This window comes from Aggregatimonas sangjinii (assembly GCF_005943945.1).
Classification (GTDB): domain Bacteria; phylum Bacteroidota; class Bacteroidia; order Flavobacteriales; family Flavobacteriaceae; genus Pelagihabitans; species Pelagihabitans sangjinii.
In genome coordinates this window covers 502,956-515,969 of sequence record NZ_CP040710.1, presented here as the reverse complement: position 1 = coordinate 515,969, position 13,014 = coordinate 502,956, and the positions used below count along the sequence as shown (strand labels likewise).

The 13,014-nt window shown below is 43.7% G+C and carries 10 protein-coding genes; 8 read left to right on the top strand and 2 right to left on the bottom strand.

Going from position 1 to position 13,014, the window contains the following annotated elements; translation table 11 throughout:
• Positions 1–106: 106 nt before the first annotated feature.
• Positions 107–2,602, bottom strand: a complete 2,496-nt coding sequence (locus tag FGM00_RS02025; protein WP_138851307.1) for a DUF5686 family protein — start codon at positions 2,600–2,602, stop codon at positions 107–109.
• A 105-nt stretch (positions 2,603–2,707) separates the two neighbouring features.
• Positions 2,708–3,685, bottom strand: a complete 978-nt coding sequence (locus FGM00_RS02020) for a pyruvate dehydrogenase complex E1 component subunit beta (RefSeq protein ID WP_138851306.1) — start codon at positions 3,683–3,685, stop codon at positions 2,708–2,710.
• Between the two features lie 581 nt (positions 3,686–4,266).
• Between FGM00_RS02020 and FGM00_RS02015 the strand changes: the two genes are divergently transcribed.
• The 8 genes from FGM00_RS02015 to FGM00_RS01980 all read left to right on the top strand — a co-directional run bounded on the left by FGM00_RS02015 (position 4,267) and on the right by FGM00_RS01980 (position 12,187).
• Positions 4,267–5,007, top strand: a complete 741-nt coding sequence (locus FGM00_RS02015) for an electron transfer flavoprotein subunit beta/FixA family protein (RefSeq protein WP_138851305.1) — start codon at positions 4,267–4,269, stop codon at positions 5,005–5,007.
• A gap of 38 nt (positions 5,008–5,045) precedes the next feature.
• The gene (locus FGM00_RS02010; RefSeq protein ID WP_138851304.1) at positions 5,046–6,014 is read left to right on the top strand and encodes an electron transfer flavoprotein subunit alpha/FixB family protein; all 969 of its coding nucleotides are present in this window, start codon (positions 5,046–5,048) and stop codon (positions 6,012–6,014) included.
• Between the two features lie 189 nt (positions 6,015–6,203).
• Positions 6,204–6,833, top strand: coding sequence for a bifunctional nuclease family protein (locus FGM00_RS02005; protein WP_138851303.1), 630 nt, complete (start codon positions 6,204–6,206; stop codon positions 6,831–6,833).
• 17 nt (positions 6,834–6,850) lie between these two features.
• Positions 6,851–8,308, top strand: coding sequence for a NupC/NupG family nucleoside CNT transporter (locus tag FGM00_RS02000; protein WP_138851302.1), 1,458 nt, complete (start codon positions 6,851–6,853; stop codon positions 8,306–8,308).
• Positions 8,309–8,611: 303 nt separating this feature from the next.
• Positions 8,612–9,463: a thymidylate synthase gene (locus FGM00_RS01995; protein ID WP_138851301.1), complete on the top strand. Its 852-nt coding sequence runs from the start codon at positions 8,612–8,614 to the stop codon at positions 9,461–9,463.
• Between the two features lie 130 nt (positions 9,464–9,593).
• Positions 9,594–10,754, top strand: a complete 1,161-nt coding sequence (gene egtB / locus FGM00_RS01990; RefSeq protein WP_138851300.1) for an ergothioneine biosynthesis protein EgtB — start codon at positions 9,594–9,596, stop codon at positions 10,752–10,754.
• A 50-nt stretch (positions 10,755–10,804) separates the two neighbouring features.
• On the top strand, positions 10,805–11,779 hold the full coding sequence (egtD, locus tag FGM00_RS01985) for an L-histidine N(alpha)-methyltransferase (protein WP_138851299.1): 975 nt from the start codon (positions 10,805–10,807) through the stop codon (positions 11,777–11,779).
• A gap of 126 nt (positions 11,780–11,905) precedes the next feature.
• Positions 11,906–12,187 (top strand): DUF427 domain-containing protein, encoded by a 282-nt coding sequence (locus FGM00_RS01980; protein ID WP_138851298.1) that lies wholly within the window; start codon positions 11,906–11,908, stop codon positions 12,185–12,187.
• Positions 12,188–13,014 lie beyond the last annotated feature (827 nt).

Below are 13,014 nucleotides of genomic sequence, written 5' to 3'. Positions count from 1 at the left end.
GTGGCAAAATTCAACTCCAAATTGCTCGTAACACCGGATATTTTAATTCTTTCCTTTACTGTAACGAGTTCGGTGTAGGTGCCGGAAGGACCATAAAATCGATGTTTTAAAAGCTAAAACCAAAGCTTCCGGTAATACCGAAAGGTCTTGCGTCGGGAGTATCCAAATAATTACCCCTGAAATTGAAGTCAATACGGAATATCTTGAAAATATTACCTACCCCGACCGACCATTCGTAATATATCCTATCGTTTGGAGCGATGAGCGGAACGTTAGTCGGACTGCTCAAAGCGATATTGCTATCGGAAAGGTCACCCCAAGCACCTCGAAGACCAACGATTTCCCGTAAATTAAGTTTCCTCAAAAAGGGAATACGCGAAAACAGCCGTCCATTGAAATTGTGCTCCAAGTGAAGTGTCGCATAGGTATCCGTCACGAATTCATAAAAATCGAGATTGGCAAAGGTACCGTAGGTGGTAAAGAAGGTTTGGTTACCAGGAACCACGCTCAATAGGCCCAGTGGCACATCACCAAAGGTTTTGCCCAATTCTATGGTACTGTACAAGCGGCCAAAACCACCGATCTGCCAGGGTTGGCTATAGGAGAATTGTACTTTATCATAATTGAAGTCACTGTCTAAGGTGCCTTGAATACCTCGTGAATAATTCAATAGCAACGTGCTATAGGTGTCATTGATGTTTCTGCGTTCGACACCATAGCCAATGGTTTTTTTGCCTGGTGTATAAATGATCAGGGCATTCATTTCAAGCTGCTTGATTTCAGAGGATAATCCCGTAGCTGAAGTGGGATCGATATATTCCAAGCTGAAGTCATCCGGCAAAGCCGAACTCAAAGTTCGGAACGTGGTACCCAAACCTACTCTAAGATTGGTGACAGGCTCTATTTCAACTGCAAAAGCGCTTAAATTAATGTTCGTGAGCTTGTTGTTCGCGCCCACCGTCAATACCGATGAAGAAGCGATACTGCGACCGAGCACATCATTGGTAGATGTCAGGCTTACGCCCAGCTGCTCAATATCCCTTCTATGTCCTCCGGAAACGATTAATCTGCTCTTTTTATCCAACAAGAATTTCCCGGCCAGACCGTGTTTGAACTTTTTATCGAAAATACCATAGGCCATGTATCCTTCTAAACGCCACGGATCGTTCTGACCAAAAAACGTTCGTGCACCTACGCGGAACCTTGGGCCCTCGGCGTCGTTGTAACCGAAGAAATCATATACCGAACCAATATCCATATCCCATTTATCGATTTCGACATATCCGGAACCGAGCACCTCTACCAGATTATAATACGACTTGAATTTGGGTACGGTCTTTAGCGTATCGAGCAATTGGTATACTCCTTTCTCATCTTTGTTCAAAGCCTCGAGCCGATTGCGAGCCCAAAAGGTACTGTCCTGGTTCATTACCGCCGGGTCGAACGGATTGTTCTCCTTTCGGTAGAATTCCTTGGGCTTTACCTCATCGAATACATAATCATTGTATACCGTAGTGCGCTTGCCGTAGACTCCCCTTGATTGCTCTTTCTTGCGAAAGCTGAAATCACTGAGCATATAGTCGCGTTTCAAGAGAAAAACGGAATCGTTCACCACATCGAACTCCTGCTCGATGTAGATTTCCTTTACCCAGTTGATGTTGGCACTTTTGGTCACCTCCATGTTGATTTCCTTCAGGGCGTAAGTGGAATCGTTTACCCAAAAATCACCCTTAAAGGTCAATTCATTCTTGCGCCTAGGGTAGTACACGATATTATAGCACCATTTGTTGTCGATAAATGCGCTATCCCGTAAGGCGTAGTTATAGGTATCCACTCCCGTTCGGGAAATGGGACTGGTGAAACTCTTGTCGAAGATTTTCAGATAATTATCATAAACGTCATAATCCTGATAAAGGTCTTCGACAAATGCAATAATCGCTTGGTTATTATCAAACCCGGAGTTCTTGTTTCCCAAAACCTTTTCCTTTTCCTCGTTTAATAGGTTATCACCATGTACTTGGGAGAAGGTTTCGTTCAGGAATATCGGCAGGTAGGTTTTCCCGGTGATACGTGAGGTATCAAGATCTTGAAAAACGAATTCGAGTCCTTTAAAAATCTTGCGTTTCATTAAGGCACTATCGATGGTATTGAGGTCGAATTCTACCTTTTCATACTTATCGTATTTGTATTGTTTGAATTGGCGCACCCCGTTTTGACGTTTTTTAGCCCATATTTTTCTTAGGATATCGACCGCGGGATTATTCTTTTTGGATTGTTTCCCGGAGATCACCACAACCTCCTGTAAATTTTCGGTCGCTTCCTTCATAATGACCTTCATGTCGTAGTTCACTTTTCGGGTCAAGGTAATTTCCTGATCTTCATAGCCGATAAAACTAACGAGCAGGGTTTCATAGGTGTTTTCAGACTCCATATAAAACCGGCCATCATCATTGGTAATCGTTCCTTGGGAAGAATTTTTGAAAATAACGTTCGCAAAGGCAACGGGCTGATCGAATTCATCAAGAACGATACCGCCGACCTTACTTTGCGCGGTCACAAATAAGCCAAAAAGAAGAAGGAATGGAAAAAGAAATTTATTCATTACTAGCATTACGTTCCGAAGCACATTTAGCAAATAGCATACCAAAAAAAACTTCGCCGACCGTTTCGGTTGGCGAAGCAAAAGTACATTTCTCAAAGTCGTTCGTTAGCGATATAACACTTTCTTAACAGCTTTGATCACATCATCTTTGTTGGGCAACCATTCTTCCAGTAAAACCGGGGAATATGGCGCTGGAGTGTCGGCGGTATTTATACGTTGGATGGGCGCATCCAGATAATCGAAAGCGTGTTCCTGAACATGAGCGGTAATTTCCGTGGATACGTTCCCGAAAGGCCAAGCCTCTTCAAGTATCACCAAGCGGTTTGTCTTTTTTACCGATGCGACCACTGCGTCATAATCCAATGGTTTTACGGTTCTCAAATCGATTATCTCACAACTGATACCATCTTTCTCCAGTTCATCGGCAGCGGTATCGGCCTCTTTGATGATCTTTCCAAAAGATACGATGGTCACATCATTGCCTTCCCGACGGGTATCGGCAACTCCTATCGGAATGGTATATTCGCCTTCGGGCACTTCTCCCTTATCCCCGTACATCTGTTCCGACTCCATAAAAATGACCGGGTCATCGTCCCGAATGGCCGATTTCAAAAGACCCTTGGCATCAGCAGGATTAGAGGGTACAACTACCTTAAGCCCCGGACAGTTCGCGTACCAACTCTCAAAAGCCTGCGAGTGTGTCGCACCTAGCTGACCTGCAGAACCTGTAGGCCCACGAAAAACGATCGGACAAGGAAACTGACCACCCGACATCTGTCTGATCTTTGCGGCGTTGTTGATAATTTGATCGATACCGACCAATGCAAAGTTAAATGTCATAAATTCTATGATCGGCCTATTACCGGTCATGGTAGACCCAACACCGACACCTGCAAAACCCAACTCGGAAATGGGAGTATCGATAACCCGTTTCTCTCCAAACTCATCAAGCATACCTTTTGATGCTTTGTAGGCTCCGTTGTATTCGGCAACTTCCTCGCCCATTAGATAAATGGACTCGTCCCTTCTCATCTCCTCCGACATCGCCTCGACGATCGCCTCCCTGAACTGTAATGTTTTCATATGGTATGCGTATTTATAATTACGAAAGCGTTAAAACGCACGCAAAAATAGGAAATTATCTCTCAAAACTTCACCAAGCGCTACCAAAAAATATCTTAGGGTCATCGAACAAATGCCCTTGTTTTTTTCGAATGCTTTCCCTCCCGCTATCAAATCCCCCCTACTCTAGACATATCATCTTAACTAGTTTGATATAAATGGTAATATAGGTAGTAAGAACAGTGCCCAAGCGCGCGCTAAAATATACCAATAATAGCCCCCTTTGCGTGGGGATGAACGACTCGTTTAGGTAAAATCCAATACAAAATTTACTATGCATGCATAGTAAATTGTAGAATTTTCCCTATCTTAGCGCAGCAAAATAAAATTTCTAGAAATCGGCTATATCCAAAGCAGCGTCCTCAAGGTTTTTCCCAAGTTTCGAACCTAAGATTATCGGAGACTAGAATTTTATTTTTTGCCCGTCAGCAATTGGATTAAAGCGGTTCCGACCCTCCTTTGGGGAGGTGATTTAAACCCTTAGTTCAGTGAGCAGAGGCATCGAAAAAACATTAAAAAAAGAAGATAAAAATTAAAGGCTTATGAAGATATTAGTTTGTATCAGTAATGTACCCGATACCACTTCAAAAATCAATTTTACCGATGGTGACACCAAGTTCGACACCAACGGGGTTCAGTTCGTCATCAATCCGAATGACGAATTCGGCTTAACCCGGGCCATGTGGTTCAAAGAAAAACAGGGCGCGACCGTTCATATTGCCACAGTTGGCGAGGCAACCGTCGAGCCAACCATGCGAAAAGCGCTGGCTATCGGTGCCGATGAAGGCATTCGTATAAACGCTGTTCCCACAGATGGGTTTTTCGTTGCGCAGCAGCTGGCTGAGGTAGTCAAAAACGGAGGTTATGATCTTGTGATTGCAGGAAGGGAATCCATTGATTATAATGGCGGTATGGTACCTGGAATCATGGCGACCTTATTGGATATGAACTTCGTTAACACCTGTATTAGTTTAGAGGTCGATGGCGACACCGCTACGGCCATGCGGGAAATTGATGGGGGGAAGGAAAAAATCTCCACAAGCTTACCTTTGGTCATTGGCGGTCAAAAGGGGTTGGTCGAAGAAACCGATTTGAGAATCCCTAATATGAGGGGAATCATGATGGCCCGCCAAAAGAAACTTAATGTGGTCGAGCCCATTGATGCAACAAAGGCAACGACCGACCTAAAGTTCGATAAGCCAGCGCCTAAAGGAACGGTGAAATTGGCTAGCTCGGTAGACGAGCTCGTCACCATGTTGAAGGATGAGGCCAAAGTAATATAAGTGTTAATTATCCTTTCAAAGGATTAAAAAGAAAAAAAATGGCAGTATTAGTATATACAGAATCAGAAAACGGAAAGTTCAAGAAAAATGCATTTGAAGTAGCTTCCTATGCCAGTGAAGTAGCCAAGCAATTGAGTACCACGGTGACCGCCGTAGCCGTAAATGCCGGGGACAATGAAAGTTTGGGGACCTACGGGATCTCTAAAGTGCTCAACGTTTCCGATGATAAATTGAAACCCTTCAATGCTAAAGCTTTTGCCAATCTAATTGCGGAAGCTGCACAAAAAGAAGAGGCACAAGTGATTATCGTCAGTTCAAGCGCGGACACCAAATTCTTGGCACCGATTCTTGCGGCCAAACTATCCGCAGGATATGTTCCCAATGTGGTGGCGGCTCCAGAAAGTACAGATCCGTTTACGGTAAAAAGAACCGCATTCAGTAATAAAGGTTTTGCCCATACGCAAATTACCACTGAAAATAAGGTCATTGGTGTGTCGAATAACGCTTTTGGCGTTGTCGAGAACCCGACTTCTGCAGCCGTCGAAAGTTTCGCTCCTTCTTTGGAAGATGCGGATTTTACCGTAAAATCGGTTGAAGTGGACAAGGTAGTAGGCAAGGCCACCATTGCCGATGCCGATATAGTCGTTTCTGCTGGTCGGGGTCTCAAAGGTCCCGAAAACTGGACCATGATCGAAGAGTTGGCCGATGTCTTGGGCGCCGCTACCGCTTGCTCCAAGCCCGTCTCCGATTTGGGATGGCGACCTCACGGGGAACACGTAGGTCAAACAGGAAAACCTGTCGCCAGCAACTTGTACATTGCCATCGGTATTTCCGGTGCGATCCAACATTTGGCAGGAGTAAGCTCATCAAAGACCAAAGTAGTCATCAATACCGATCCTGAAGCGCCATTTTTTAAGGCCGCGGATTATGGAATCGTTGGAGATGCCTTCGAAGTCGTACCACAACTCATCGAAAAATTAAAGGAAATAAAAGCGCAGAACGCTTAATTTTTGTTAATTTGCGCGCCCAACAGGGCTGTTTAAATATATGGAAAGCCCAATATTTAAACAGCCTTTTTGTATTTTTATAGGAAGACCGCTGTTTGTTATCTTGTAAGTTCGTTTAGGGGTTCGATGCAAGAAACAGTTTATAGGAACAAGAGGTAGCGCGTCTCAATCGAAAGAATGAAATAGGATATGAGTTTAGTACGGTTAAAAATCAAGGGAATATCCTACAGCCAGACACAGAACGGTGCCTATGCCCTCATCTTGAACGAAGTGGAAGGCGATCGCAAGTTGCCCATAGTCATCGGAGCCTTTGAAGCACAGTCCATCGCCATTGCTTTGGAAAAGGAAATCAAACCTCCTAGGCCCTTGACCCATGACCTTTTTAAAAATTTTGCGGACCGCTATGAAATCGTTATCAAGCAGGTGACCATTCACAAATTGGTCGATGGTGTATTCTACTCAAGCATCATATGCGAGCGGGACAAGGTAGAAGAAATCATAGATGCCCGTACCAGCGATGCCATAGCATTGGCCCTGCGTTTTGGCGCACCTATTTTCACTTACAAGACGATTTTAGATAAAGCGGGGATTTTCCTGAAATTCTCCTCAAAGGACAAGGAAAAAGAGGAGAATGACGATAGTATCATGGTCGACGAAATCCTTCAAGAAGGGGAAACCGTAGAAATCGAGTCCGGTGCCACGGATGGCTATCAAGAATTGACCATTGATGAATTGAATAAGGAACTGGACAAGGCCGTAGCCAATGAGGATTACGAAAAGGCGGCCAAACTACGCGACGAAATTTCCAAACGCAATTAACCAACCCAACAAGCAACATGAGAACCAAACTGTGGATGCTATTGCTTGTACTTCTTTTTGCGTTCCCTCTACTCGGCCAAGAGGTTCCGACCGATTCGATAACCAACATTACACAGCTGGAAAGCATTCCGGAAGCTACTTTAAACGATGAGCTGGAAGCTATTCCCAATGCGGGATTTACCGTATCGGGTTTGGCAAGGGGTGTGCTCGGTATGACCGTCCTGCTCCTGATCGCTTTTCTGTTCAGTTCAAATCGGAGGGCCATCAATTGGAGAACGGTTCTCATCGGTTTGGCGATACAATTGCTCATTGCGATCGGGGTATTGAAAGTCACCTTTATTCAACGTATATTTGAAGCCATTGGAGAGGTTTTTATCAATATCTTAGGCTATACACGGGCGGGAAGCAAGTTCCTTTTTGAAGGGCTGGTCGTAGACATGAATACCTTCGGCTATATTTTTGCCTTTCAGGTACTTCCAACAATTATTTTCTTCTCGGCACTTACCTCGTTATTATTCTATTTGGGCATCATTCAAAAAGTAGTCAAAGCTTTGGCGTGGTTGCTTTCAAAAAGTTTGGGTATCTCCGGTGCTGAAAGCCTATCGGTCGCAGGAAATATTTTCCTGGGGCAGACCGAAGCACCATTATTGATTAAGGCTTATCTCGAGAAGATGACCAAGTCGGAGATTCTTTTGGTAATGATCGGTGGTATGGCAACCGTTGCCGGTGCCGTACTGGCAGCCTACATCCAATTTTTAGGAGGCGAGGACAAAGTATTGCAGTTGGTGTTCGCCAAACACCTTTTGGCAGCGTCGGTCATGGCGGCCCCTGGGGCCATTGTCATCTCTAAAATGCTCTACCCACAGACCGAGGCGGTCAATACCGATGTACATGTTTCTTCCGAAAAAATCGGGGCTAACCTTCTTGATGCCATCGCGAACGGAACCACTGAAGGCCTAAAACTGGCGGTGAACGTAGGTGCGATGCTCTTGGTTTTTGTAGCCGTTATCGCCATGATCAATGGTATCCTCGGCGGGTTTGGAAATTTTACGGGTATAAATGATTGGATCGCCTCGAATTCCGTTTACGATTCGTTCTCCCTGGAAGCGATTTTAGGTACCATCTTTGCACCCCTGATGTGGCTTATCGGTATTGCCAAAGAGGATATCATGCTCATGGGGCAACTATTGGGCATCAAATTAGCCGCTAGTGAGTTTATAGGATACGGCCAATTGGCCGAGTTGAAAGATATGGCCAACACCCCACACCTCACCTACAACAAGTCGGTAATCATGGCCACCTATATGCTGTGCGGGTTCGCCAATTTCGCCTCTATCGGCATACAGATCGGCGGTATCGGTTCTCTAGCCCCAGGTCAACGAAGGACGCTTTCGGAATTTGGTCTAAAGGCCGTTCTCGGCGGTTCTTTGGCATCCTTACTTTCCGCTACTTTTGCAGGAATGATTTTAGGGTAAAAAAGCCCCCTAGCCCCCAAAGGGGGAACTCGCATTCTTGCGGCACTTCTGGGGCGGTCGATAATCAATGATAACTGGAAAAACTAAAAGTTTTTCCTCGAATCTTGTTTGTTAATTATCGAAGCTAAATCAAAACATTCCCAAAGGAGGAACTGGTATTCCCGCGGCACTTCCAGTACGGTTGATAATTATTGATAAATGGAAAAACTTTTTGTTTTTCCTCAAATCTTGTTTGTTTATTTTTGAAGCAAAACAAATTAAAACACACCCATAAGAGTTCCCCCTTTGGGGGCTAGGGGGCTTATGAAACAATACCACGACTTACTCAGACATGTACTCGAAAACGGCAATCAAAAAGGCGACCGTACCGGTACGGGTACCAAAAGTGTTTTCGGCTATCAAATGCGGTTTGATCTAAGTGAAGGCTTCCCTATGGTGACGACCAAGAAACTGCACTTAAAATCCATTGTTTATGAATTACTCTGGTTTTTAAAGGGAGATACCAATGTAAGTTACCTTCAGGAAAACGGAGTACGCATCTGGAACGAATGGGCCGATGAAAACGGTGATTTAGGTCCCGTATACGGTCACCAATGGCGCAATTGGAACAATGATGAGATCGATCAGATCAAGGAAGTTATCCATTCCTTAAAAAACAACCCTAATAGCCGTCGTATGCTCGTATCGGCATGGAACCCTAGTGTGTTGCCTGATACCTCAAAATCATTCTCCGAGAATGTGGCAAACGGCAAAGCGGCCTTGCCGCCGTGTCACGCCTTTTTTCAGTTTTATGTGAGCCCCCCGGACCCCTCCCAAGCAGGGGGGAAAGCAAAATTGTCTTTACAGCTTTATCAACGCAGTGCGGATATCTTTTTAGGGGTACCTTTCAATATCGCGTCCTATGCGTTGTTTACGATGATGATGGCGCAGGTCTGCGGTTACGAGGCTGGGGATTTTATCCATTCTTTCGGTGATGCCCACATCTATGATAATCATATGGAGCAGGTGGCGCTACAATTAAGCCGTGAGCCCAGGCCACTCCCTAAAATGATTATCAATCCGGAAGTGACCGATATCTTTGATTTTAAATTCGAGGATTTCACATTGGTGGATTATAATCCGCATCCGCATATTAAGGGGGTTGTGGCTGTTTGATAAAGCTTATTGCGAAGGCGCATCGATAATACTTCCTGCGTTCCCGGCGCTAATAACGGCAACCAAATCCCCAAAAGCGTTACCCACCTCCTTTCCATTATCCGTATCTTTATAGCATAAATCATTTGCTATGATTCTTACCGATTCCCTATTGGATTTCTTTTTGGAAACCCGAAAACATACCGAGACCCTCTGCGAACCTTTGGAAATCGAGGATTATGTAGTACAGCCCATTATAGATGTTTCCCCGCCGAAATGGCATTTGGGCCATTCCACTTGGTTTTTCGAGCAATTTATTTTGGAACCCCACGCGACGAGCTATCGTGTTTTCGATACCGATTTTTCCTTTGTCTTCAATAGTTACTATGAAACCGTAGGCAAACGTGTAGTTCGGTCTGACCGAGGTAATCTTTCCCGGCCATCGGTTCAGAAAGTGTATGAATATCGGGACTATGTAACCAAGGCCATCAAATCGCTCTTTCAAGAGAAAAATGACCCAGAATTGTTGAATTTACTGGAAATCGGTATCCATCATGAAAAACAGCATCAAGAGTTATTGTTAACGGATATCAAATATATTCTTGGGAATAATCCTTTACTTCCGATTTATTCCGACACCTTCAAAGAACATCCAGTTGAAAAACATGTCCAAGATTGGGTTTCATTGGAAGAAGGTGTTTATGATATAGGCCATAATTCGGAAACATTCAGTTACGACAACGAATTGGGAAGGCATAAGGTATACCTTCATGCGTACAGTATCGCCAACAAACTGGTCACCAATAAAGAATATATTGAATTTATAACCGCCGGCGGATACCAAAAATTTGACCTATGGCATGCGGAAGGCTGGGACTGGGTGCAGCAAAATGGAATCGAATCTCCCCTGTATTGGCATCGTATCGATGGAAATTGGCAGCATTACACCTTAAAGGGATTGCAACCTATTCATCCTGAATCTCCAGTAACGCATATTTCCTATTTTGAGGCCTTCGCTTTCGCACAATGGAAAGGATGCCGCCTACCAACGGAATTCGAGTGGGAAGCAGCACAGCAGTATTTTCCCTGGGGCAGCCGATGGGAGTGGACGGAAAGCGCCTACCTGCCTTACCCCAATTACACCAAAGCCGATGGGGCCTTGGGAGAGTACAACGGTAAGTTCATGGTCAATCAAAAAGTGCTTCGGGGCGGTTCCGTAGCAACACCTATCAACCATACGCGGCCCACTTACCGCAATTTTTTTCAGACCGATCTTCGATGGCAATATACAGGCTTGCGATTGGTAAAATAATCGCGATTCGCGAACGGATAGTTTTATAAAAAACGTACGACTTATATTTTATGCATAGACATACAGCAATTAGATTTGAAACACTTTTCGAAGAAGAGGTCTATAAGGGTTTGACCGATTTTCCGAAGCATCTTTCCTCCAAATATTTTTATGATGAAAAGGGCGATAAGCTTTTTCAGGATATCATGGCGATGCCTGAATATTATCTGACGGATGCCGAGTTTTCTATTTTTGAGAACCATACAGAAGAAATTACGACGCTTTTCAGAAAACAGGGCGGACATTTTAATTTGATTGAATTGGGTGCCGGCGACGGCAAGAAGACCAAAATATTATTAAACCATCTTTCGCAAAACGGAGCTGATTTTACGTACCAGCCTATCGATATCAGCCAGAATGTACTGAACGGCTTAAAGGCATCGCTTGCCAAAGAACTTCCCGATGTTCCCATTCAAACGAAACAAGGCACCTATTTCGAGGCCTTGAACGAGCTTAACGGTTCCAATACCTCTCGAAAGGTCATCTTATTCCTCGGTTCCAACATCGGCAACCTGTTGCACGATCAAGCCATTGAATTTTTAAAACAAGTGCGCGCACTAATGCAGGAGGAAGATTTGCTCTTTTTGGGCGTTGACCAAAAGAAAAATCCACAAACCATCTTGGATGCCTATAACGATAAGACCGGTATTACCGCGGCATTCAATAAGAATATTTTGTCTCGCATCAATGCTGAATTGGGTGGCGATTTTGATGTAGACCAATTTTTGCATTGGGAAGTATATGACCCAGAATCGGGCACCGCTAAAAGCTACTTGGTTTCCAAAAAAGAACAGACGGTTACGATTGGGAAGCTTGATTTCCAGGCCGAATTCGGACCATGGGAGACCATACATACCGAAATATCGCAGAAATATGACGATAGAATCATAATGTGGCTCGCCGAAAAATCCGGGCTTCAGGTAGAAACGGAGTTTACCGACTCGAAAAAATTGTATAAAAACTATGTTCTTCGTAAGGCGTATTGAGCAGCCATACTGAGGGCAGCATTCTAGATTTTCCCCAGAAAGAAGCGACTATTATGTTATAACAAAACGATGCCGATACCGGGTCTCAACTACAAGGTAAGTACATAACAACTAAAAAACTGATTTATGAAAGCTATTTGGAACAATGCGGTTATCGCAGAGAGCGACGACACGGTGGTCGTCGAAAACAACCATTATTTTCCTGCGGAGAGTATTAAGAAAGAATATTTTACTGAAAGTGAAACCCATAGCACTTGCCCTTGGAAGGGTGTTGCGTCTTATTACACCTTAAATGTAGATGGAAAACAGAATCCCGATGCAGCGTGGTACTATCCTGAGGTGAGCGAACTGGCCAAAGGTATCAAAGGCAGGGTCGCCTTTTGGAAAGGGGTCACCGTTGAAAAGTAATTTATGTGCAAAAAGTTCTTCCTTTTTATTAAATGAAATAACAAACCACCTATAAAATGAGCATTTCAAAGGTGTTCATTTTATAGGTGGTTTTGTTTTAACCTTTACCTCTGGCATGGCTATCTTTCCAGAAGTCCTTCTTTATATTCCCATCTTTAAGTTTCCGTCGTGATTTCAAAAGGTCAGACGCTGTCGTTTGCCATTGAGAAAACCACATTTTCTCCCATCAGTCTGAATGCGACATCCGCTCATCTCCTACTCTTTCTCGAACTTAGAGCATGCTTTAATCTAGCCAATTCATATCGGTTTAATATAGCTTTTAGGTCTCGGACGCAGAGGTTGGGGGATAACCAGCCTATGGGTATAAGACTAGGAAATGAAAAAAATCCCCAAAATACACTATTTACGTAAAAAACTCATTATCAGTTACATAATAGACTATTAGGTGTCTTAAAATGTTAAAGTTTAAGAATATAGTACCTTTTTATACATAGTACTGTAACAAAATTAATACCCTCTCGTCTATTAGTTGTACCTCAGTTGAGAAACAACAATCAAAAGTCCCTGAAAAAAGTTCAGGGCGAGAAAACCTAGAAATCATGAAAGCAACGAACAACAGAACAGCAACCGAATCTAAGACCGGACAATACTTTTCATCTTTAAAGAGTAGTAAAAGAGCACAATGGGCACAATACAGAAATTTTAATCGATAAGAATTGTTCTGGAAGCGAATAATTACAATTTGCACCTCGTAAACAACAATTCAGAAATGAAAATTTCGACCACAAAGCAAATCAAAGCATATTTGAACCATCAATAAAAAACAA